Origin of the sequence: Roseateles sp. (assembly GCF_965262435.1) — a bacterium.
In the GTDB taxonomy this organism is placed as follows: domain Bacteria; phylum Pseudomonadota; class Gammaproteobacteria; order Burkholderiales; family Burkholderiaceae_C; genus Paucibacter_A.
Genome location: NZ_OZ253537.1, coordinates 2,621,083 through 2,643,529, shown reverse-complemented (window position 1 = coordinate 2,643,529; position 22,447 = coordinate 2,621,083). Strand labels below are relative to the sequence as shown.

At 64.8% G+C, this 22,447-nt stretch carries 16 protein-coding genes and 1 pseudogene; 13 read left to right on the top strand and 4 right to left on the bottom strand.

Going from position 1 to position 22,447, the window contains the following annotated elements:
* Window positions 1-66: 66 nt before the first annotated feature.
* The 8 genes from ACQY39_RS11325 to hemH all read left to right on the top strand — a co-directional run bounded on the left by ACQY39_RS11325 (window position 67) and on the right by hemH (window position 12,659).
* Window positions 67-339 (top strand): oxidative damage protection protein, encoded by a 273-nt coding sequence (locus ACQY39_RS11325; protein ID WP_428506242.1) that lies wholly within the window; start codon window positions 67-69, stop codon window positions 337-339.
* A gap of 219 nt (window positions 340-558) precedes the next feature.
* Complete coding sequence (locus ACQY39_RS11320) at window positions 559-1,611, top strand: extracellular solute-binding protein (protein ID WP_428506240.1); 1,053 nt, start codon at window positions 559-561, stop codon at window positions 1,609-1,611.
* 203 nt (window positions 1,612-1,814) lie between these two features.
* Window positions 1,815-2,111, top strand: a complete 297-nt coding sequence (locus tag ACQY39_RS11315; protein WP_428506238.1) for an H-NS family nucleoid-associated regulatory protein — start codon at window positions 1,815-1,817, stop codon at window positions 2,109-2,111.
* Between the two features lie 341 nt (window positions 2,112-2,452).
* Window positions 2,453-5,551, top strand: coding sequence for an EAL domain-containing protein (locus tag ACQY39_RS11310; protein ID WP_428506236.1), 3,099 nt, complete (start codon window positions 2,453-2,455; stop codon window positions 5,549-5,551).
* Window positions 5,552-5,560: 9 nt separating this feature from the next.
* Window positions 5,561-7,594, top strand: coding sequence for a DNA primase (gene dnaG, locus ACQY39_RS11305; protein WP_428506234.1), 2,034 nt, complete (start codon window positions 5,561-5,563; stop codon window positions 7,592-7,594).
* Window positions 7,595-8,006: 412 nt separating this feature from the next.
* Window positions 8,007-10,286, top strand: a complete 2,280-nt coding sequence (rpoD, locus tag ACQY39_RS11300) for an RNA polymerase sigma factor RpoD (protein ID WP_428506232.1) — start codon at window positions 8,007-8,009, stop codon at window positions 10,284-10,286.
* Between the two features lie 285 nt (window positions 10,287-10,571).
* Complete coding sequence (locus ACQY39_RS11295) at window positions 10,572-11,552, top strand: adenylate/guanylate cyclase domain-containing protein (protein ID WP_428506230.1); 981 nt, start codon at window positions 10,572-10,574, stop codon at window positions 11,550-11,552.
* A 15-nt stretch (window positions 11,553-11,567) separates the two neighbouring features.
* Window positions 11,568-12,659 (top strand): ferrochelatase, encoded by a 1,092-nt coding sequence (gene hemH / locus ACQY39_RS11290; protein ID WP_428506228.1) that lies wholly within the window; start codon window positions 11,568-11,570, stop codon window positions 12,657-12,659.
* Window positions 12,660-12,678: 19 nt separating this feature from the next.
* On the opposite strand, the gene ACQY39_RS11285 is transcribed toward hemH, so the two are convergent.
* From ACQY39_RS11285 to ACQY39_RS11270, 4 genes are all read right to left on the bottom strand, one after another.
* Window positions 12,679-14,208: a tripartite tricarboxylate transporter permease gene (locus ACQY39_RS11285; protein WP_428510786.1), complete on the bottom strand. Its 1,530-nt coding sequence runs from the start codon at window positions 14,206-14,208 to the stop codon at window positions 12,679-12,681.
* A gap of 13 nt (window positions 14,209-14,221) precedes the next feature.
* On the bottom strand, window positions 14,222-14,737 hold the full coding sequence (locus ACQY39_RS11280) for a tripartite tricarboxylate transporter TctB family protein (RefSeq protein WP_428506226.1): 516 nt from the start codon (window positions 14,735-14,737) through the stop codon (window positions 14,222-14,224).
* A 91-nt stretch (window positions 14,738-14,828) separates the two neighbouring features.
* Complete coding sequence (locus ACQY39_RS11275; RefSeq protein ID WP_428506224.1) at window positions 14,829-15,788, bottom strand: Bug family tripartite tricarboxylate transporter substrate binding protein; 960 nt, start codon at window positions 15,786-15,788, stop codon at window positions 14,829-14,831.
* A gap of 78 nt (window positions 15,789-15,866) precedes the next feature.
* The gene (locus ACQY39_RS11270; RefSeq protein ID WP_428506222.1) at window positions 15,867-16,895 is read right to left on the bottom strand and encodes a porin; all 1,029 of its coding nucleotides are present in this window, start codon (window positions 16,893-16,895) and stop codon (window positions 15,867-15,869) included.
* Between the two features lie 188 nt (window positions 16,896-17,083).
* On the opposite strand from ACQY39_RS11270, the gene ACQY39_RS11265 reads away from it, so the two are divergent.
* From ACQY39_RS11265 to dnaK, 5 genes and pseudogenes are all read left to right on the top strand, one after another.
* Complete coding sequence (locus ACQY39_RS11265; RefSeq protein WP_428506220.1) at window positions 17,084-17,785, top strand: response regulator transcription factor; 702 nt, start codon at window positions 17,084-17,086, stop codon at window positions 17,783-17,785.
* Window positions 17,786-17,822: 37 nt separating this feature from the next.
* Window positions 17,823-19,235, top strand: a complete 1,413-nt coding sequence (locus tag ACQY39_RS11260) for a sensor histidine kinase (protein ID WP_428506218.1) — start codon at window positions 17,823-17,825, stop codon at window positions 19,233-19,235.
* A 15-nt stretch (window positions 19,236-19,250) separates the two neighbouring features.
* A complete protein-coding gene (locus tag ACQY39_RS11255; RefSeq protein WP_263519602.1) occupies window positions 19,251-19,673 on the top strand; it encodes an RNA-binding S4 domain-containing protein in 423 nt (140 codons plus the stop codon).
* A gap of 97 nt (window positions 19,674-19,770) precedes the next feature.
* On the top strand, window positions 19,771-20,292 hold the full coding sequence (grpE, locus tag ACQY39_RS11250) for a nucleotide exchange factor GrpE (RefSeq protein ID WP_428506216.1): 522 nt from the start codon (window positions 19,771-19,773) through the stop codon (window positions 20,290-20,292).
* Window positions 20,293-20,411: 119 nt separating this feature from the next.
* Window positions 20,412-22,369 (top strand): annotated as a pseudogene (dnaK, locus tag ACQY39_RS11245) (molecular chaperone DnaK).
* The last annotated feature ends 78 nt before the right edge of the window (window positions 22,370-22,447 follow it).

Sequence of the window (22,447 nt, the reverse complement as noted above, 5' to 3'; positions counted from 1 at the left end):
ACCCAGCGCAAGCCCGAGCCCGAGCCCGAGCGACCCGCACACACCCGAGAAAAGAAGGAACACACCATGGCACGCACCATTCACTGCACCCATCTGAACAAAGAAGGCGAAGGCCTGGATTTCGCGCCCTACCCGGGCGAGCTGGGCAAACGCATCTACCAAAACATCAGCAAAGAAGCCTGGGCCCTGTGGATGAAGCACCAGACCATGCTGGTCAATGAAAACCGCCTCAATCTGGCCGATCTGCGCGCGCGCCAATACCTGGCCCGCCAGATGGAGCAATTCTTCTTCGGCGGCGGCGCCGAAGCAGTGGCGGGCTACGTCCCGCCGGCGGCCTGAGCGACGCGAAGGCAAGAATTGCGGGGAGCACTCACCTGCGCACAGCGGAGGTGATGGGGTCATCCTGACCGGGCCATCCGCAAGTAGCCTCAAGCCGCGCTCCTGATGCAAGTGCAAAAACAAGCCCGCAGTGTTCGGGCTTGTTTTTCAATCACAAACAAGAATCATTCTTGTTCAATGTAAACTTCGCCGCACACACACAGTCTGGAGTTTTCTTTCATGCGAAACCTTGCCTCTTCACTGACCCGCCCGCTTCTGAGCCTGGGGCTGTGCCTGGGTCTGGCCGCCACGGCCCAAGCGCAGGATCAGGTGCTGAACCTCTATTCGGCGCGGCATTACCAAACCGACGAAGCCCTGTACGCCAATTTCACCAAAACCACCGGTATTCGCATCAATCGCGTCGACACCGATGATGCCGGCCTTTTGGCTCGTTTGAAAAGCGAGGGCTCGGCCAGCCCTGCCGATGTGGTTTTGTTGGTGGACGCGGCCCGCCTGTGGAAAGCCGAGGAAGAGGGTTTGTTTCTGCCGGTGAAATCCAGCTTGCTGAACCAGCGCATTCCCGAACAATTGCGAGCCAAGGAAAGCGAGCAAGGCACGGCATGGTTTGGCCTGTCGACCCGAGCACGCGTGATCGTTTACAACAAAATGAGCGTCAAGAAAGAAGACGTCCTCAATTACGAAGACCTCGGTGCGGCCAAAAACAAAGGCCGCTTGTGCACCCGATCTGGCTCACATCCCTACAACCTGTCCCTGTTCGGCTCGGTGTATGAGCATTTGGGGGCAGCGGCCACCGAACAATGGCTGAAGGGCATGGTGCTCAATATGGCCCGCGAACCCAAGGGTGGCGATACCGACCAAATCAAGGCCGTGGCCAGCGGTGAATGCGCCATTGCCATCACCAACACCTACTACCTCGCGCGCATGATGCGCTCCGAGAAACCGGACGATCGCAGCAGCGTGGAAAAGATTGGCGTGGTGTTCCCCAATCAGCAAAGCTGGGGCACCCACATCAATATTGCTGGCGGAGCCGTGGCGCGCCATGCCAAGAACCGCGCCAATGCCATCAAGTTCCTCGAGTATCTGAGCAGCGATGCCGCGCAGGCCTACTTCGCCAATGGCAACAATGAATGGCCGGCCGTGGCCTCGGTGCGCCCGGCCAACCCGGCACTCGAGGCCTTGGGCCGCTTCAAGAGTGAAACCATTCCCGTGGCCGTGGTGGGCAGCCACCAGCCAAAGGTGCAACAAATCCTAGACCGGGTCGGCTATAAGTGAAGCCCATGCGCTGCGCCGCGGCAGATACAGCCAAGCGGTGCAGCGCTTTACTATTTAGCCGCAACGCCTTTGGCAAATAATTGGCAATACTGCGTAGCAAACCACAGCAGGGTTTCATAGGGCTTGTTTGATTTAGGGCTTGTATGCCTATAATCATTCGAACACCCATGGTGGGACTCCAAACCTTGCGAGGATTTGCATCAATGTCATCCCTGAAAGACCTCCTGGCCCAACGGGCTGCGCTTGACCTACAAATTTCAGAAACCAAGGAACGCGAACGTGCCGATGCGATCGCCAAAGTCCGTTCTCTGATGTCTGATTTTGGCCTGACCGCTGCTGACTTGAGTACTCGCGCACCGAAGCCGGTGAAAACTTCCAAGGTCGCAGTCAAGTATCGCAACCAAGCAACCGGCGAGACCTGGAGCGGCCGTGGCCTGCAACCCAAATGGTTGAAGGCCGCAATTGCCGGCGGTGCTTCGCTGGCTGATTTCCACGTTTGAGAGCGATTCGGGCGCCGCGCCGACATATTTTCTGCACGGCCCGCTCGCTGTTCACCAAGCCGCCTTTCAATGGCGGCTTTTTCTTGCCCGGACATACCCTGAACACCAGTTCAGACCGATAGTTTTCCCGGGGCCATTCCACCTGTTTGGAGGGGGCCGCACTGCGGCGATTCAGAGCCAGGCTGCTAGCATCGGCGCGCCGCTCCTGGGTCACCGCAGGGCATTCGGCACTCGACCATCTACCGCTGCCCACCTTCCGCTGCCCAACTCCCGCGCCCAGGCCGCCAGCCCGGCGATCGACTGCCTTGGAAGACACCTCCTCACTGCCCACACCTCGCCACGTGCACCGCAGCCCGCTGGCCACGGCGAGCCTGAGCTTGCTCAAGCCACTGGCACTCTTGCTGGTCCATGTGCTCTGGGCCTGGTGGGTGATGCGGCTGGAACCCGCTGCAGGCTCGGGATCTGGCGCCCTCGTTCACCATGGCGGCTTGCTGTGGGCGCCCGCCGGCTTGGCGCTGGCAGCCCTTCTTTGCTGGGGCACGCGCCAGTTGACTGCGCTGTGGCTGGGCAATCTGGCGCTGGCCCTGATGCTGGACACCCCGCCTCTGCTGGCCCTGGCCCTGGCCTGCAGCCAGGTGTTCGGCCCCTGGGTCGCCGTGCACTGGCTCAAGTCGGTCGGTTTCCAGGCATCGCTGCAGCGCGGTCGGGACATGGTGCAGCTGATCATCCTGGGCGGCCTGGTCGGCAGCGGCCTGTCGGCCTTGGGCGCCTGCCTGGCACTGCAAGCCGCCGGATTGATGCCCGCACATGCCGCACTGGCCCACCTCTTGCTGAGCTGGGCCAGCCAGGCACTGGGGGCGCTCGGTCTGACGGCACTGCTGATGCGCATAGCCCGGTTCAAGCTGGCGGACCTTGCAGCTGCTCCAAGTACCTGGCCCGCGCAACTGCTCGGTGTCACTTTGGCGGCGGCCTGCGTGACCTGCACGGCCTGCTTGCTGCGAGAGCCGCAACTCGGTGTCGCCAGCCTGAGTTGGCTGCTGCTGACGCTGGGCTTGTTCAGCGTCCTGGCCTTGCGCGGCCAGGGCAGCCTCGCCGTGGGCACGCTTCCCCTGCTTCTGGGCGGCCTGAGCCTGGCCACCGCTCAGGCTCAAGGGCCTCTGGCCACGCTGAGCAACATCGAGCAGAGCGCCGTGTTAGCGCTTTACGGCTTCACCCTGAGCCTGCTGCCTGGCTTGTTGTTTGCCCAGCGCGCCGAGATACACAAAGAACGACGGCATTGGCAGGGACTGCTGGCGGCCACCGGCATCGGCCTGGCCGAATGGCGCTTCGGCCACGGCCAACGCGGCCAGCGCAAGGTGGAGCTCAGCAGCCAAGCCTGCCCGACCTGGGCGCGCTACACCGGCACACAGCTCGAACGCGATGCGTGGCCCAGCGACTGGCTGGCCGTCGCACACCCCTTGGACCGCGAACGCTGCCGCCAAGCCATCGAGAGCTTGCTGCCGCCCGGCGGGCCTGATGAATTCCTCGAACCCCTGCGGCTGAATACGGCGGCCGGCCAATGGCATTGGTACGAACTCAAGGGCAGCGTTCAGCAGCGAGATGCCCAAGGACACAGCTTGCGATTGCTGACCCTGCTCAGCGATGTCAACTGGCAACACCAGGCCGAAGAACGCCAACGCATGAGCGTGGCCTTGTTCCAGCATCTGCACGAGGGCCTGGCGGTCACCGACACCGACTACCGCGTGCTCGATGCCAACCCCAGCTTCTGCCGCATGCTGGGCTTGCAGCGTGAAGCCCTGGTCGGCCAGCCAGCCCCACCGCTGACCCTGCCGGTGCTGCGGACCTCGGGCCTGAACCCCGAGCATCTGCAGCAGCAACTCCTGAGCGAAGGTTTCTGGCAAGCGCGCGTCCAGGCGACCCGAGCCGATGGCAGCGCCTGCCAGTTGCAGCTGACCGTTTCCAGCATCCCGGAGCCCAGCGGCCCGCTGCGCTACCGCGTGATCACCATGTCCGACCTGACCCTGGCCTTGCAGCAGCAAGAGCTGCTCGACCGCCAGGCTCGCTTCGACCCTCTGACCGGCCTGCCCAACCAGGATGAGTTCATGCGCCTGTTGCGCCAGGGGCTGGACAGCAGCCAGCGCGAAGGTTTTCGCCTGAGCATCTGCCGACTGGATCTGGACCAGTTCAAGCACATCAATGCAGAGCTGGGCCCGGAGCGAGGCGACAGCCTTTTGCTGCAAGTGGCGCAGCGCCTGCAGTCCGCCCTGCGCAGCAGCCCGCAATGGTCGGATGTGGTGGCGCGCCTGGGCGGCGACGAATTCGGTCTCTTGCTGCGCACCCATGGCCCGGAGGAAGCCCAGCAGGCACTGGAACGCTTGCTCTCGGTGGTGGCCCAGCCCTACCAGCTCAGCTCCGGCGCGCCCCACAGCTTGGTCGAGCCCGCCCCTGTCATCAGCGAACTCAGCGCCAGCATTGGCGCGACTCTGTTCCCGCAGGACGACAGCGATGCCGAAACCTTGATGCGCCATGCCGGACACGCGCTCTACCGCGTCAAGCATGGCGGCCGCAAGGGATTCCAGCTCTTCGACACTGCTAAGCGCTTGCGCAATGAGGCCAGCCTGATCGCGCTGGCTCGCGTCCAGCAGGCACTCGATGCGGGCGAGTTGCAGCTGCACTTCCAGCCCAAGATCGATATGCAAACCGGCCAGGTGCTGGGCATGGAAGCCCTGCTGCGCTGGCAACACCCCGAGCGCGGCTTGCTCGGCCCCGCGCATTTCCTACCCCTGATCGAAAGCACCGGCCTGGGTGTGCAGGTCGGCGACTGGGTGATGGAGCAAGCGCTCAAGCACAGCGAGCAATGGCTGGCCCTGGGCCTGCGCCTGAACATCAGCGTCAACGTGACCGCCCGCCAGTTGCAGATGCCGGACTTTGCGCAGCGCTTGCTGGAACTGATTCAGCGCCACAGTGAGCCGGTGGCACGCCACCTGTGCCTGGAGGTGCTGGAGTCAGCCGCCCTGGCCGACATCAGCGCCACCCAAGCCCTGATCAAACGCTGCCGCGGCTACGGCGTCAGCTTTGCCCTGGACGACTTCGGCACCGGCTACTCCACCCTGACCTATCTGCAGCGCTTGCCCGTCGATGCGCTCAAGATCGACCGGTCCTTCGTGCAGAACATGCTGATCAACAGCCAGGACAGCGCCCTGGTCGAGGGCGTGATCGGCCTTGCGGGCAACTTTGGCTGCACGGTGGTGGCGGAAGGCGTGGAGACCGCCGCCCATGCTCGTGCCCTGCTGCGCCTGGGTTGCATCCACGGCCAGGGCAATGGCATCGCCGAGGCCATGCCGGCCGGTGAGGTCGAGGCCTGGGTGCGGCAGTTTCCGCAATCGGGCTGGATGCAGGCGCTGCGCGCCCGCGAGGCCGGCGGCAGCGGCAGCTTGTAGACTCGCCGCGTGATTCCTCCTGGCTTTATCCAAGATCTCCTGTCCCGCACCGACATCGTCGAAGTCGTGGGGCGCCATGTCGAGCTGAAAAAAGCCGGCATCAACCACAAGGGGCTCTGCCCATTTCACGGCGAGAAGTCGCCCAGCTTCATCGTCAGCCCGACGCGCCAGACCTACCACTGCTTCGGCTGCGGCGTGCACGGCAATGCGGTCGGCTTCCTGATGGAGCACAGCGGCCTGGGTTTTGTCGAAGCCGTGCAGGACCTGGCTCAGCAGGCCGGCATGCAAGTGCCGCAGGACGAGCGCTCGGCCGAGGAACGCGAACGCGCAGCCCAGCAAAAGCAGCGCCAGGCCACCTTGACCGATGTGCTGCTGCGCGCCAGCGACCATTACCGCGGCCAGCTGAAAAAATCGCCTCGGGCCATCGACTACCTGAAGAAGCGCGGCCTCACCGGCCAGATCGCGGCCCATTTCGCCCTCGGCTATGCGCCCGAAGGCTGGCGCGCTTTGGCCAGCGCCTTTCCGGCCTATGACGACCCCTTGTTGGCCGAGGCCGGCATGGTGATTGTTTCGGGCGAAGAAGGCGAAGAACAAAAGCGCTATGACCGATTTCGCGACCGCATCATGTTCCCGATCCGCAATGTCCAGGGTGAAACCATTGGCTTCGGTGGCCGGGTGCTGGACAAGGGCGAACCCAAGTATCTGAACTCGCCGGAAACCCCGGTCTTCAGCAAGGGCCGCGAGCTCTACGGCCTGTACGAGGCCCGCGCCGGCCTGCGCCAACGCGGCTACGCCCTGGTGGTGGAAGGCTATATGGACGTGGTGGCCCTGGCCCAAAGCGGCTTCAACAATGCCGTGGCCACCTTGGGGACGGCCTGCACGGCCGAGCATGTCCACAAGCTCTTCCGCTTCACCGAATCGGTGATCTTCAGCTTCGACGGCGACGCCGCCGGCCGCCGCGCTGCCGGCCGGGCACTGGAGGCCGCCCTGCCCCACGCCACTGACACGCGGAACGTCAAGTTCCTGTTCCTGCCGGCCGAGCATGACCCGGACTCCTATGTGCGCGAGCTCGGCGCCGAGGCCTTCGAGCGTTGCGTGCAGGAGGCGATTCCACTGTCGCGCCAGCTCATGGAGGCCGCGGCCGAGGGCTGCGACCTGGGCAGCGTCGAAGGCCGCGCCCGCATGCTCTCGAACGCTCGCCCGCTCTGGCAGGCGCTGCCGCAGGGCCTGATGAAGCGCGCCCTGCTCGGCGAACTGGCGCGCCGCGCCCAGCTGAGCGACCAGGACCTGATGTCGGCCTGGCAGGTGCAAAGCGAAGGCAACCCGGGTCGCAGCGGCACGCGTGAGGCCGGCCCGCGCCAAGCCGTCCCCCGACGCGCCTTCGATGGCCCCGACGATGCGCCCGCCCACTATGACGAGATGGACTTCGCGCCGGCGGGCGGCGACTACGACAGCGCAGCACCCCAAGCCCATGCCGGCGAGCCGCGCCCGGAGCGCAAGCCATGGAAGCCCAAGAAAGAATGGGTGGACGCCAAGGACTGGAAAGGCAAAGGCGGCTGGAAGCGCCGCGATGGCGGCGAGGACTCGGGGCCACAGCTGCCGCGGCGCGCGCCCAGCTCGCCGGTCGACAACGCCCTGCGCATGCTGCTGCTGAACTGTGCCTGGTGGGAGCGCCTGAGCGCCGAAGACCACCAACTGCTGCACCAGCTGCCTGGCGTGCATGGCGAGCTGGTGGCCTGGCTGGAGCGCCACCTGGTCCACCACGGCGCCAGTGCCTGGTCGGTGCTGGAGGCGGCCATGGCCGAGGACGGTGTGCTGGATTCGGCGCGCGGCCTCTTGGTGGACCTGTTCACGGAAGATGAGCCGCACTTCGAGGTCTTCCAGATGGCCATGCGCCAGCTCTGGATCGCGCAGCTGGGTGCCGAGGCGCAGCAACTGGCCATGAGCAACCCGCAGGGCGAGAGCCTGGAGCGATTCAGGCAGTTGCGCGCCCGTATTCAGAGCTTGCAGAGCACGGCCTTGACGCCCGGGGAAAGCGCCTGATCTGCAATATTTGACGGCAACCGCGAGGCCGCCCTGTCAATATCAGCGATAATTCAGGGTTTTCGCGCGCGTCTCAAGAGTGACGGCATGTGCTTCCGGACCCGGCCACCCAGCGACACTGGGCACCCACAGCGGTATCAAGGCCACCTGTATCCGCCAAGCCATGCATTGAAAAACGTACACGCTAGCTTGGTCGCGCCACGTTGCTGAAGGCGCCTGCATTGCAGGTACTGACGGCGGCGTCTGAATGCCACCTGGGTCGAGCTCCGCCTTGAAAAGCGCAGCAACCGCCCCCAGGTGGCTGCTGCATTTGCAAAACGCTGCGGCACACCGAGTTCAGCGAAAAATGTTTTCAGTTTCCAGCTTTCCCTAGCTTTACGGCCCGCCCGCCACCATCCACCCGAGGATCTGCATGACTGCCAAGAAGACCGCGCCCACCGCTCCCGAAGCCGAAGAGACCAAAAAGCCCGCAGCCAAGGCTGTCCGGGTGGTCAAGGCCGTGAAGGCCGATGCAGCAGCCGCTGACAAGGCCGAAAAGCCCGCCAAGGCCGTGAAGGCCCCCAAGGCGGCGGCGGCCACGGTCGAAGGCGAGGACAAGCCCAAGCGCGGCCGCAAGCCCAAGGCAGCCACGGAAACCAAGAAGGCCACCGGCAAGAAGGCCACCGAGGTTGAAGAAGAGGACTTCTCCGATCTCGAAGCCGACCTGGAAGGCGAGCCGGAAGCTGAAGCGGAAACCGAAGTCGCTGAGGTCGCAGAAGACAAGCCCAAGGCCAAGCCCCTGCGCATGAAGGTCTCGCGCGCCAAGGAGCGCGCGCTGATGCGTGAGTTCGGCCTGGAAGAAACCGCGCTGACGGAAGAGGAAGCCGCCAAGCGCCGCCACGAGCTGAAGACCCTGATCAAGATGGGCAAGACGCGTGGTTTCCTGACGCACCAGGAAATCAACGACCACTTGCCCGAGAAGCTGGTCAACGAGGAAATCCTCGAGGCCATCATCTCCATGTTGAACGACATGGGCATCGCGGTCTATGAGCAGGCACCGGACGCCGCCACCCTGCTGATCCAGGGCAGCGCCACCGCCACATCGACCGAAGAAGAAGCCGAAGAAGCCGCCGAAGCCGCCCTGTCCACCGTGGACTCGGAATTCGGCCGCACCACCGACCCGGTGCGCATGTATATGCGCGAAATGGGCACGGTCGAACTGCTGACCCGCGAAGGCGAAATCGAAATCGCCAAGCGCATCGAAGGCGGCCTGCAGGCCATGATGCTGGCCATCTCGGCCTCACCCACCACCATCGCCCACATCCTGGACCTGGCCGACAAGATCCGCGCCGGCGAGAAGACCATCTCGGAGGTGGTGGACGGCTTCGTCGCTGCCGATGAGGCGGACGACTATGTGGCCGAAGAAGACTTCGACGAATTCGACGAGGAAGACGACGACGACGGCAATGGCGGCTCCAAGGCCCTGACCAAGAAGCTCGAAGAGCTGAAGAACGCTGCCCTGGTCAAGCTCGATTCGCTGGCCGTCAACTTCGACAAGATGCGCAAGTCCTTCGAGAAGGACGGCTACAAGTCGGCCTCCTACAACAAGGCTCAGCAAGCGATCAGCGCCGAGCTGATGACCATCCGCTTCACCGTCAAGACGATTGAGAAGCTCTGCGATCTGCTGCGCTCGCAGGTCGACGATGTGCGCCGCTATGAGCGCGAGCTGCGCAAGATCGTGGTGGACAAATGCGGCATGCCGCAGGAGTACTTCATCAAGACTTTCCCGCCCAATGCGCTGAACCGCGCCTGGGCCGAGAAGGAAGTGGCCGCCGGCAAGCCCTATTCCAATGTGCTGGCGCGCAATCTGCCGCCCGTGCAGGAGCTGCAGCAAAAGCTGATCGACATCCAGAGCAAGGCCGTCGTGCCGATTGATGACCTGAAGGACATCAACAAGAAGATGAACGAGGGCGAAAAGGCCTCGCGCGACGCCAAGAAGGAAATGATCGAGGCCAATTTGCGCCTGGTGATTTCCATTGCCAAAAAGTACACCAACCGCGGTCTGCAGTTCCTGGACCTGATCCAGGAAGGCAATATCGGCCTGATGAAGGCGGTGGACAAGTTCGAATACCGTCGCGGCTACAAGTTCTCAACCTACGCCACTTGGTGGATCCGTCAGGCCATCACCCGTTCGATCGCCGATCAGGCCCGCACCATCCGTATCCCGGTGCACATGATCGAGACGATCAACAAGATGAACCGCATCTCGCGCCAGCATTTGCAGGAATTCGGCTTTGAGCCGGATGCGCCGACATTGGCCGAGAAGATGGAGATTCCCGAAGACAAGATCCGCAAGATCATGAAGATCGCCAAAGAGCCGATCTCCATGGAAACGCCGATCGGTGACGATGACGACAGCCACCTGGGCGACTTCATCGAGGACACCAACAACACCGCGCCGATCGAAGCAGCGATGCAAGCCGGCCTGCGCGATGTGGTGAAGGACATCCTCGACAGCCTGACCCCGCGCGAAGCCAAGGTTCTGCGCATGCGCTTCGGCATCGAAATGAGCACGGACCACACGCTGGAAGAAGTCGGCAAGCAGTTCGACGTCACCCGCGAACGCATTCGCCAGATCGAAGCCAAGGCCATCCGCAAGCTCAAGCACCCGAGCCGCAGTGACAAATTGCGGACCTATTTGGACAATCTTTGATTGAACAAATAGGTGGCCGAGCGTTCAGCGCTCGGCTCTGTGCCGAAGGCACATCGCAATTTGCGCCGCAGGCACAAGCTGCGCACGTATCTGGACAATCTGTAATCGGGTTGGTCTGAAGAGCCAAGGGCTGGAGCGATCCAGCCCTTTTTTCTTGCCTGAGCGCTTGACGTGCGCCGGCGATCCGGCCATCAGCGGCGCTGGCGCGTGCTTTCTCCCGAAGCGAGCCAGCTCAGGCCCCGGCTACACTGCCAACTACTTCACGCTCGCCGCTCTCGCCCTGACATGACCCACATCCGGGAACGCACTGTTTTGTTTGCCGATCTGCGCGGCAGCACGGCATTGTTCGAGACCTTGGGCAATGCGGAGGCCTCGGCCCTGGTGACCCAGACGGTGAACCAGATTGCCCGGGCTGTGGACGAGTGCAATGGGCGCCTGATCAAGACCCTGGGCGACGGGCTGATGGCGGTGTTCGAGGTGCCGCGCGACGGCGTCAAGTCAGCCATCCGCATGCACGAGCAACTCGAGCGCCTGGTGGCACGCGGCAAGCAGCAAGGCTCGGCCGGCCTGCGCGCCCTGCGCATGCAGGTGGCCCTGGCCCGCGGCGAGGTGGTGGAGCTCAATGGCGATTGTTTCGGCGACGCGGTCAATGTGGCCGCACGCCTGCTCGACCATGCCGGCGACAACGAAACCCTGATCACCGTCGAGGTGCTCAACGGCCTGCCCAGCACCCAAAAGCTGCGCTTTCGAAGCCTGGACCTGATCGCAGTGCGCGGCCGCGCCGAGCCCGTGCATGTCCATGTGCTCGATCAGCCCAACCAGGGCGATATGGCAGCCACGCAGTTCGGCGAAGTGGTCCATGCCGTGGAGCCGGACGGCATCCGCCTGGTCTGGATGGACCTGGACCGGGTCTTCGACATCGACAGCATGCCCATCGTGCTGGGGCGCAGCGTGCAAGCCACCTACTGCATCACCGACGCGCGTGTGTCGCGCTCGCATGCCCGCGTTGACTGGCATGGCGGCAGCTTTTCCATCACCGACCTCAGCTACAACGGCACGTTCGTGCGCTTCGGTCTGGACGGCGAGATCGTCAGCCTCAAGCGCGGCAGTTGCACCCTGCATGGCAGCGGCGCCATCGGCCTGGGCAGCCCGCCAGTCGACGCGACCTCGCCGACGGTGCGTTTCGAAGTTCTGCATTTCGCCGACACAGAGCCCTTGCAACTCAGTCAAGGACGCAGCAGCGCAGGCCAGTCAGCGATTGACTAGACCTATCATGCCCGCATGAGCATGAAGCCCGAACCCGCCTACCGCCACGGTAGTGCCCCCAAGACCGCCCTCCTCTACTGCAACCTCGGCACGCCCGAAGCACCCACGGCCGCCGCGCTGCGGACCTATCTGGCGCAGTTCCTCAGCGACCCGCGCGTGGTCGAGATACCGCGCCTGATCTGGATGCTCATCCTGCACGGCATCATCCTGCGCGTGCGCCCGGCCAAGTCGGCGGCCAAGTACGCCACCGTCTGGATGCCAGAAGGCTCTCCGCTCAAGGTCTGGACCGAACGCCAGTCCAAGCTGCTGCAAGGCCTGCTGGGCGAGCGCGGTCACCGTGTCAGCGTGCGCTATGCCATGCGCTATGGCCAACCTTCCGTCGCTGCGCAACTCGATGCCCTGCGTGCCGAAGGCGTCACCCGCGTGCTGGTGCTGCCGGCCTACCCGCAGTACTCGGGCGCCACCACGGCCAGCGTGATCGACGATGTGGCGCGCTGGAGCTTGCAGACCCGCCACCTGCCCGAGCTGCGCTTCATCAACCGCTACCACGACCAGCCCCAGCACATCGCCGCCCTGGCGGACAGCGTGCGTCGCCACTGGGCCGAGCACGGCCGCAGCGACAAGCTGGTGATGAGTTTCCACGGCATGCCGGCCCGCACCCTGGCCCTGGGCGACCCCTACCACTGCGAATGCCTGAAGACCGGCCGCCTGCTGGCCGAGGCATTGGGCCTCGCTCGTGAGCAATGGCTGGTGACCTTCCAGAGCCGCTTCGGCAAGGCCAAGTGGCTGGAACCCTACACCGAACCCAGCCTGATCAAGCTGGCACAAGAGGGCCTGAAGAGCGTCACCCTGATCTGCCCCGGCTTCAGTGCCGACTGCCTGGAAACGCTGGAAGAAATCAATCAGGAAGCGCGCGAAGCGTTCCTGCACGCAGGCGGCCAGCGCTTCAGCTATGTGCCCTGCCTGAACGACGACCCAGCCGGCATGCGCGCCCTGGCCGACCTGGCCGAACAGCATCTGCAAGGCTGGCCCACGCGCGAAGTGGCCGATGCATCCGCCTTGGCGGCACAGCGCGAACGCGCGCTGGCCCTGGGCGCCAAGGACTGATCAGGCGGTTTGTCGAAGATCAGGAGCTGTGCGCAGCATTGCGCTGCGCCGCCAGCCTCACCTCGCGCCAGCGCACCACCCGCGGCCACAGCCGCGGCAACACCAGCACCAGTACCACCAGCGCCAGCAGGCCGGCCGACATCGGCCGCTGCACGAACACGCCCCAGTGGCCCTCGCCGATGGACAGGGCGTTGCGCATCTGCGCCTCGGCGATCGGGCCCAGAATCATGCCCACCACCACCGGTGCGGTCGGGAAATCAAAACGGCGCATCACCACGCCCAGCAGGCCAATGGCCAACATGACGACCAGATCGAACGCACTCTGGCGCATGCCGTACACACCCACGGTCGCGAAGATCAGGATGCCTGCGTAAAGCTGCGGCTTGGGGATCTTGAGCAGCTTGACCCACAGGCCCACCAAGGGCAGGTTGAGCACCAGCAGCATCACATTGCCGATGTAGAGCGAAGCGATCAGGGCCCAGACCAGGGTGGACGAGGTCTGGAACAGCTGCGGCCCGGCCTGGATGCCGTAGTTCTGCAGAGCCGAGAGCATGATGGCCGCGGTCACCGAGGTCGGGATGCCCAGGGTCAGCAGCGGCACCAGAGTGGCGGTCACCGCGGCATTGTTGGCGGCCTCGGGGCCGGCCACGCCTTCGATGGCGCCGGTGGTGCCGAACTCCTCGGGGTTCTTGCTCAGCTTGCGCTCGGCGGCATAGCTCAGAAAGGTCGGAATCTCCGAGCCACCGGCCGGAATGGTGCCGAAGGGGAAACCGATCACCGTGCCGCGCAGCCAAGCCGGCCAGGAGCGGCGCCACTCGCTGCCGGTCATGTGCACGCTGCTCATCTTGTTGATCTCTTGGGTGCTGCGGCCCTCGTACAAGGCGTTGTACAAGGTCTCGCCCACCGCAAACAGGCCCACGGCCACCAGCACCGCCTCGATGCCGTCCATGAACTCGGGCACGCCGCCTGTGTAGCGCACTTGCGCGGTGATCTGGTCCAGGCCGACCAGGCCCATGGCCAGTCCGATGAACAAGGCCGTTATGCCGCGCAGCGTGCTCTTGCCCAGCACCGCGCTGACGGTGGTGAAGGCCAGCAGCATCAGGCAGAAATACTCTGGCGGGCCGAGGGTCACTGCGAACTCGGCCATCACGGGTGCGAACAGAGTGACCAGCACCGTAGCAATCGTGCCGGCCACAAAGGAGCCGATGGCCGAGGTGGCCAGGGCCGCACCGGCACGGCCGCTCTTGGCCATCTTGAAGCCTTCCAGCGCCGTCACCATGGTGCCCGTCTCGCCCGGTGTGTTGAGCAAGATCGAGGTGGTGGAGCCACCGTACATGGCACCGTAGTAAATACCGGCGAAGAAGATCATCGAGGCCGTGGGTTCGACCTGGGCCGTGATGGGCAGCAACATGGCCACCGTCACGGCCGGGCCCAGACCAGGCAGCACGCCGATGGCCGTGCCGATCACGCAACCCAGAAACGCCCAGAACAGATTGACCGGCGTGCCGGCCGTCATGAAGCCGCCGAGCAGCTGATTCCAAAGATCCATCATGGCGTCGCCCTCAGAGCCAGCCGCTGGCCGTCAGGCCGGGCAGCTGGATGGCCAGCAGTTTGGTGAAGAGCCAGAACACTGGCGCGGCAATCAGCACACCGCTGACCGCGTCGACCACGGTCTGACGCAGATCGCCGCCGGGGCGGCCTTCCGACATGCGCAGGCCACGCACCGCCAGCGTGAAGCACAGCGCGCAGGCCAGGATGAAGCCGATCACGGTGATCAAGCCGGCATTGGCCAAGACCCCCGCCACCACCCAAGCCACGGCCTTCCAGTCGCCCCGGGCCGAGCCCGAAGGCGTCTCCCTGGCGCGGTAGCCGCCGCTGCGCGCCTCCCAGATCAGCCAGGCACCGCAAATCATCAGCACCACCGAGACCAGCCAGGGCAAGGCATTGGGGCCCACACCGGCGTAACCCGCGTCGGAGGGGATGAAAGTGGCCCCGTAAGCCATCAGCGCGCCAATGAGCAGCGCGCCGCCGCCGACCAGACTTTGGTGCAGCACGGAGGAAGAGGTTTCGGTCGCCATAGGACCCTCGCTAACAAATGTGTTCAGCGTCATCCCGCCAGGCTCCCGCCTGGCTGGATACGCATGCCGCGCCTTGCCGGCGCGTGATCGCTCAGATCATTCCGGACTTGACCATCACGGCCCGCAACATCGCGAACTCCTGGTCCACGAAGTCGGCAAAGGCCTTGCCGGTCAGCAGCGTCGGCGTCCAGCCGTTCTTTTCCAGCGACTCGATCCAGCTCTTGTTGCGGAACACCAGGGTCATCATGTCGGTCAGCGCCTTGTGCTGCTCCATGCTGATGCCCGGGGGCGCGTAAACACCGCGCCAGTTGCCAATCTCGACATTGATGCCCAGCTCGCGCAGCGTCGGCACATTCAGGCCCTTGAGCCGGGTCGGTGCCGTCACGGCGATGGGGCGCATCTTGCCGCTCTCGATGTACTGAGCGAATTCGCTGTAACCGCTGCCACCGACGGTGACATTGCCACCCAGAATGGCCGCCGTGGCTTCGCCGCCGCCACGAAAGGGCACGTAATTGATCTTGGAGGCGTCGACGCCGACATCACGAGCGATCATCGCTGCCGCCACATGCTCGGTGGAACCACGCGAGCCGCCACCCCACTTGACGCTGCCGGGGTCCTTCTTCATCTGCTCGACCACATCCTTCATGGTCTTGAGCGGCGAGTTGGACGGCAGCACAAAGACGTTGTACTCGCTGGTCAGGCGCGCAATCGGGGTGGCTTGCGTCAGGCTGACCGGCGGCTTGCCGGTGATGATGCCGCCCAGCATCACGGCACCCATGACCATCAGCGCATTGCCATCGCCCTTGCTGGCGTTGACAAACTGGGCCAGACCGATGGCACCGGCCGCGCCGCCTTTGTTCTCATACTGCACCGAGGACGCCATGCCAGCGTCCTGCATGGCCTTGCCCAGGGCACGGCCCGTGGTGTCCCAGCCGCCACCGGGGTTGGCGGGAATCATCATCTTGAAGCTGGCGCCGGCGCTGGCCAACTCCGGCAGGGCGCCGGCGGCAGCGAGGGCGGCCAGGGATTTCAGAAAGGTGTCGCGACGCATGGTGTTTGTCTCCAGTGCTTTGATGTCTTGTTGTCGACCGGTGCCGCCCCAGCTCTGGTCCAGGGCGGCCCGCAGCGATCAGAACGAGTGGTAGATGCCCAGTTCCGTGCCGGTGGAACTTTGACCGGCCAGCACGGCCGAACCACCAGGGATCAGGAACTTGCCGGTCGCGCTGTTCTGCACCCGAGATGCCGTGGCATAGATCGAGCTGCGCTTGGACAGGTTGTTGACATACCCCAGGGCCAGCAGCTTGCCACTGTAGTCGCTGCCGTTGGCGCTGTCGCTGTTCTTGGAGCGGACATGACTGAAACGCAGCACATGGGCACCCTGGGTGTAGTTGCCGCCCAGCACCCAGTTGGTTTGCTCACGAGTGGTCTGCTTGCTGACGTGGTAGAGCCCCATCAGCTTGAAGGCGTCGACCGTGTAGCTGGCGCCCAGATTGCTGACCTTGAACTTGGCATTGGCGGCGGTGTTGCTGGTCTCGGACCAGGCGCCGGCCACATCGAAAGCGCCCGCCGCATAACCCAGGCGCCCGCCTACATACTTGCCGGTGGACCCTTCCCCTGCGGCCACCATGGCCTGGCCATAAATGCCGCCGAGATTGCCGGGTAGGAAGTAACCAACGGAGTTGTCGGAGCGAACCACGGTCTTGGACGTGCCGGAGACGCCGTCAAAGCCATAGACCAGATTGCTGGCAGCGCCGACCCCGTTGGTGCCGAAGGCATTGAAGCGGCTGATGCTCCAGAAGGTGGGCGTGTAGTCGCGGCCCAGGCGGACCTCGCCGGCGGCCTTGTCGCTCAAGCTGACCGTGGCACGGCGACGCCAGTCGCCGCCCGAGCCGACATCGGGGCCAATCGCGCCTTCCAAATGGAAGCTGGCACTCCGGCCACTGCCCAGATCCTCGGTGCCACGAAAGCCGAGGCGGCTGGTCTGCATGCCGTCGATGCTGACCATGGACAGGCTCTTGCTGCCGTTCTTCAGGCGCTGCACGCCCACGTCCAGCACGCCGAAGATCGTCACATTGCTTTGGGCTGAGGCCAGGCCGGCACTGCTGCCGAGAACGGCCAGGGCCAGCCAGGGGGCCCAGGATTTGCTTCCACGCTTCATCGTTCTTGTCTCCGGTTCTAGGTTTGAGGTCACAACGCTGCGAGGGCGCTGCGCGCAAGGCGGGCGAAACCCGGCTGGCACTGACATGGTGCTGACCCTGGCTGTCAAATGCCTGTCCAAAGCCCTGGGACAAAACCTGAGGCGACCGAGCCGGCTCGGAGCCAAGGCGCTCTGCTATCGTCGCCGCCATGAAACTGCTGGTGATCGAGGACAACCAGGCGATGCAGACCACGCTGCAGCGCTCGTTCGAGCGCCGTGGCTTTCAGGTCAGCACCTGCGACGACGGCGAACGCGCGCTCTCGCGCTGGCGCGCCAGCTTGCCCGATGTGGTGCTGCTGGACCTGTCCATGCCGGGGCGGGACGGCCTCGATGTGCTCAGCGAGGCGCGCGCCGAAGGGCTGAACACGCCGGTCATCATCATCACGGCGCGCGGCACCCTGGGCGACCGCATCCTGGGCCTCAATATCGGCGCCGACGACTACCTGCCCAAACCCTTCGACCTCGATGAACTCGAGGCTCGGGTGCGCGCCTTGGTGCGGCGCCGCGGCAGTGCCGCAGCTCCGGAAGAACAGCGGCTGGCCACGCCGGCTTTTTGCGGCTTGCGCGCCGACCCCGAGAGTGGCGCGGTCTACCTGCAGGGCCAGGTTCTGGACCTGGCGCCGCGCGAAGCCGCCTTGCTGCGCGCCCTGCTGGCCAAGCCCGGTCAGGCGGTGGCCAAGGAGCGGCTTTTCGATCTCGTCTTTGCCGATGCCAGCGAGGCCTTGCCCGATGCCATCGAGGTGGTGGCCTATCGCCTGCGCAAGAAGCTGGCGGCGAGTGGCAGCAGCGCCAAGCTGGCCACCTTGCGCGGCCTGGGCTATTTGCTGCAGGCCGACGACGGCCATGGCTGAGGCCGGGGCAGAAGCCGCACGCTGGAGCCGGCTGTCCATGCGCAGCCGCCTGCTGCTGGGCATCCTGCTGCCAGTCGGTGTGCTGGTGGCGATCAACACCGTGAGCCTCTACCGTGAGGCCCTGAGCGCCGTGGACACCGCCTACGACCGCACCCTGCTGGCCTCGGCCAAGGCGATCGGCGAACTGCTGGGCGTGGCCGGCACACCGCAAGGCCCGCGCCTGCTGGCCAGCGTGCCCTACTCCGCCCTGGAAGCCTTCGAGTCGGGCAACAGCACGCGTCTGTACTTCAAGGTGATCGGTTTCCAGGGCGAGATGGTCTCGGGTTACGACGACCTGCCCGCCTGGCATGGCAAGCTGCCCGACCGCAGCAAATACGCGGCCCTGGTCGATTTCTACGACGACTTCTACCGCGGCGAACCGGTACGCATGGCCGTGCTGCTGCAACCGGTGGCCGGCGAGGCCGGGATCGGCCAGGCCACCATCCAGGTGGCCGAAACCTTGGACCTGCGTCACGCCCTGGCTCGCCAGGTGCTGCTGGACACCCTCTGGCGCCAGGCGACCATGCTGGCAGTCATTGCCGGCGTGGTCTGGCTGGTGGTGCAGCGCTCGACACGGCCGGTGCGCGCCCTCAGCGAGCTGATCGAAGCGCGCGAGGCCGACGACCTGAGCCCCATTCCTGCGCCGGGCCTGCCCACCGAACTGCAGCCCCTGATCGCCGCGACCAACGAGGCGCTGACGCGCCAGGCCCGGCTGCTGGAGCACCAGAAGCGTTTTGTCCGCGACGCCTCGCACCAACTGCGCACACCGCTGGCCGTGCTCAAAGTGCAGGTGCAGTCAGCTCGGCAAGGCGATGTCGAGCCCATGCAGGCGCTGGCCGAGATCGACACCACGGTGGCACGCGCCACTCAGGTCGCCAACCAGATGCTGGCCCTGGCCAAGGCGGAGCAGATGCGCCAGCAGGGCGCGCAGTCCGACGCGGCGATGCCGCTGCAGGACTGGTCGGAAGTGACTCGCGCCGTGGCACTGGACCTGGCGCCTCTGATCGTGCAGCAAGGCCTGGACTTCGACATCGACACCGAGCCCGCGACCATCGCCAGCCATGAATGGGCCTTGCGCGAGCTGACCCGCAACCTGCTGCACAACGCCATCCTGCACACACCTGCCGGTGGCAGCCTGCGCATCCAGTTGGCGCTCATGGGCCGCTGGGCACGCCTGACCATCGCCGACAGCGGCCCCGGCCTCTCGCCCGCCCAGCAGGCCCGGCTCTTCCTGCCCTTTGCCAGCGGCGATTCGCAGTCGGGCTCGGGCCTGGGCCTGGCCATTTGCCACGCCTTGGTGATGTCGCTCGGCGGGCGCATCGAGCTGTGCAACCGGGTGGATGGCGATGGCAAGGCCGATGGCCACAGCATCGCCGGCCTGGACGCCCGCGTGGACCTGCCGCTGTCCTGAGCGAAAATCTGGCCCATGAAATCACAAGAGTCGGCCAGCGCCGGCGTGCGCCTGGACAAATGGCTCTGGGCGGCGCGCTTCTTCAAGACCCGCTCGCTCGCGGCCGAGGAGATCGGCAAAGGCCGGGTACAGATCAACGGCCAGCTGGCCAAGGCCTCGCGTGAACTCAAGCTGGGCGACCTGCTGCGCTTTCGCCAGGGTGTGGTGGACCGTGAGGTCCGCGTACTCGGCCTGAGCCCGCAACGCGGCCCGGCCACCCAGGCCCAGGGCATGTATGAAGAAACGCCGGACAGCGTCAGTCGGCGCGAGCAAGCGGCCGAGCGCCGGCGCCTGGCACCCGAGCCGGCCGCCACCATCAGCCAGGGCCGGCCCACCAAACAGGACCGGCGCCGCCTTAGCGACTGGGAGCGCTGGTCGGCTGCGGCCGAGCCCGAATGAGACAATCAAAAGTTGCCCCTTGTCATTTCGGCTGAAAAACCCCTCTTGAATTCCAGGGCATCACGCCCATCTGTCAGCCATTGCTTCTTTTTGCATCATGACCACAGCGACCCCTACCCCCCAAGAGCCGACTCCCGAGACCGCAGCCACCGAAGCTGGCAGCAACCCTGAGGCCAAGCTGGCTGAAGTGGAAGCGCGCCTGGCCGAGATGTCGGACGCCTACCTGCGCGCCAAGGCCGAGGTGGAGAACATCCGCCGCCGCTCGGAAGAGGAAATGTCCAAGGCACGCAAGTTCGCCGTGGAATCTTTTGCCGAATCGATGCTGCCCGTGATGGACAGCATGGAAGCCGCCATCGCCCTGCCCGACGCCAAAGTCGAGACCGTGCTGGAAGGCGTGCACGCCACCAAGCGCCAGCTGGCCGCGGCCTTGGAACGCAACAAGGTGACCGAGATCAACCCGGCCGCCGGCACCAAATTCGACCCGCATCAGCACCAGGCCATTTCGGTCGTGCCGGCCGAGCAGGAACCCAACACCGTGGTGATGGTCTTGCAAAAAGGCTACTCCATCGCCGAGCGCGTGCTGCGCCCGGCCCTGGTGACGGTCACCGCGCCGAAGTAAAGAAAAGCGCAGGCCCGGCTTGAAAGCCGCGCCTGCAACCACAGCTAAGAACCATCAGGCAGCCCAGGCTTCAACGAGGCAGGGCGCCGGCAACGCAACAAATCTTCAGGAGTAAGACCATGGGAAAGATCATTGGCATTGACTTGGGCACCACGAACTCGTGCGTCTCCGTCATGGAAGGCAACACGACGCGCGTGATCGAGAACGCCGAAGGCGCTCGCACCACCCCGTCCATCATTGCCTACCAAGAAGATGGCGAGATCCTGGTCGGTGCCTCGGCCAAGCGCCAGGCCGTGACCAATCCCAAGAACACCATCTACGCGGTCAAGCGCCTGATCGGTCGCAAGTTCACCGAGAAGGAAGTGCAGAAGGACATCGACCTGATGCCCTACACCATCACCGCCGCCGACAACGGCGACGCCTGGGTGGATGTGCGCGGCAAGAAGCTGGCACCGCCGCAAGTCTCGGCCGAAATCCTGCGCAAGATGAAGAAGACCGCCGAGGACTACCTCGGTGAGGAAGTGACCGAAGCCGTGATCACGGTGCCGGCCTACTTCAACGACGCCCAGCGTCAGGCGACCAAGGACGCCGGCCGCATCGCCGGCCTGGACGTCAAGCGCATCATCAATGAGCCGACCGCTGCGGCCCTGGCCTTCGGCCTGGACAAGCATGGCAAGGGCGACCGCAAGATCGCGGTGTATGACTTGGGCGGCGGCACCTTCGACGTGTCCATCATCGAAATCGCCGATGTCGATGGCGAAATGCAGTTCGAAGTGCTGTCCACCAACGGCGACACCTTCCTGGGCGGCGAAGACTTCGACCAGCGCATCATTGACTACATCGTCAGCGAGTTCAAGAAAGAGCAAGGCGTCGACCTGACCAAGGATGTGCTGGCCCTGCAACGCCTGAAGGAAGCCGCCGAGAAGGCCAAGATCGAGCTGTCCAACAGCGCCCAGACCGACGTCAACCTGCCCTACATCACGGCCGATGCCACCGGTCCCAAGCACTTGAACGTCAAGCTGACCCGCGCCAAGCTGGAGTCGCTGGTGGACGAGCTGATCGAGCGCACCATCGCGCCTTGCCGCACCGCCATCAAGGACGCTGGCGTGGCCGTCGGCGCCATCGACGACGTGATCCTGGTCGGCGGCATGACCCGCATGCCCAAGGTGCAGGAGAAGGTCAAGGAGTTCTTCGGCAAGGAACCGCGCCGTGACGTGAACCCGGACGAGGCCGTGGCCGTCGGTGCCGCGATTCAAGGCCAGGTGCTGGGCGGCGAGCGCAAGGACGTGCTGCTGCTGGACGTGACCCCGCTGAGCCTGGGCATCGAAACCCTGGGCGGCGTGATGACCAAGATGATCGCCAAGAACACGACCATCCCGACCAAGTTCAGCCAGACCTTCTCGACCGCCGACGACAACCAGCCGGCCGTGACCATCAAGGTTTACCAGGGCGAGCGCGAGCTGGCCCAGGGCAACAAGAGCCTGGGTGAGTTCAACCTCGAAGGCATCCCGCCGGCACCGCGCGGCACGCCGCAGATCGAAGTGTCTTTCGACATCGACGCCAACGGCATCCTGCACGTCGGCGCCAAGGACAAGGGCACCGGCAAGGAAAACAAGATCACCATCAAGGCCAACTCCGGCCTGTCTGAGGCCGAGATCGAGAAGATGGTCAAGGACGCCGAAGCCAACGCTGGCGAGGACAAGAAAAGGTCGAGCTGGTGCAGGCCCGCAACCAGGCCGATGGTCTGGTGCACAGCGTGCGCAAGTCGCTGAGCGAGCATGGCGACAAGCTGGAAGCCGGCGAGAAGGACAAGATCGAGGAAGCCATCAAGGCCGCCGAAGAAGCCATCAAGTCCGACGACAAGGCCGACATCGAAGCCAAGACCGAAACCTTGATGACGGCCAGCCAGAAGCTGGGCGAGAAGATCTACGCCGACGCCCAAGGCGCACAAGCGGCCCAGGCTGCTGCAGCCGGCGCCGCCGGTGGCGAACAGCCGCAGGCCCAGCAGGCTTCGGCCAAGCCGGCCGATGACAATGTGGTCGACGCCGAGTTCAAGGAAGTCAAGGACTCGAAGTAAGCAAGACCGTCGACGAGCCGGCTCCGAAAGGGTCCGGCCGTCATCGCCGCCGCGCCGCAGCCACGGAGTATTGATGCT

What these genes read in the sequence shown, in the direction of transcription:
- ACQY39_RS11325 (WP_428506242.1), top strand. Translation starts at nt 67, where the DNA reads ATGGCACGCACCATTCACTGCACCCATCTGAACAAAGAAGGCGAAGGC.
- ACQY39_RS11320 (WP_428506240.1), top strand. Translation starts at nt 559, where the DNA reads ATGCGAAACCTTGCCTCTTCACTGACCCGCCCGCTTCTGAGCCTGGGG.
- ACQY39_RS11315 (WP_428506238.1), top strand. Translation starts at nt 1,815, where the DNA reads ATGTCATCCCTGAAAGACCTCCTGGCCCAACGGGCTGCGCTTGACCTA.
- rpoD (WP_428506232.1), top strand. Translation starts at nt 8,007, where the DNA reads ATGACTGCCAAGAAGACCGCGCCCACCGCTCCCGAAGCCGAAGAGACC.
- ACQY39_RS11295 (WP_428506230.1), top strand. Translation starts at nt 10,572, where the DNA reads ATGACCCACATCCGGGAACGCACTGTTTTGTTTGCCGATCTGCGCGGC.
- hemH (WP_428506228.1), top strand. Translation starts at nt 11,568, where the DNA reads ATGAGCATGAAGCCCGAACCCGCCTACCGCCACGGTAGTGCCCCCAAG.
- ACQY39_RS11285 (WP_428510786.1), bottom strand. Translation starts at nt 14,208, where the DNA reads ATGGATCTTTGGAATCAGCTGCTCGGCGGCTTCATGACGGCCGGCACG.
- ACQY39_RS11280 (WP_428506226.1), bottom strand. Translation starts at nt 14,737, where the DNA reads ATGGCGACCGAAACCTCTTCCTCCGTGCTGCACCAAAGTCTGGTCGGC.
- ACQY39_RS11275 (WP_428506224.1), bottom strand. Translation starts at nt 15,788, where the DNA reads ATGCGTCGCGACACCTTTCTGAAATCCCTGGCCGCCCTCGCTGCCGCC.
- ACQY39_RS11270 (WP_428506222.1), bottom strand. Translation starts at nt 16,895, where the DNA reads ATGAAGCGTGGAAGCAAATCCTGGGCCCCCTGGCTGGCCCTGGCCGTT.
- ACQY39_RS11265 (WP_428506220.1), top strand. Translation starts at nt 17,084, where the DNA reads ATGAAACTGCTGGTGATCGAGGACAACCAGGCGATGCAGACCACGCTG.
- ACQY39_RS11260 (WP_428506218.1), top strand. Translation starts at nt 17,823, where the DNA reads ATGCGCAGCCGCCTGCTGCTGGGCATCCTGCTGCCAGTCGGTGTGCTG.
- ACQY39_RS11255 (WP_263519602.1), top strand. Translation starts at nt 19,251, where the DNA reads ATGAAATCACAAGAGTCGGCCAGCGCCGGCGTGCGCCTGGACAAATGG.
- grpE (WP_428506216.1), top strand. Translation starts at nt 19,771, where the DNA reads ATGACCACAGCGACCCCTACCCCCCAAGAGCCGACTCCCGAGACCGCA.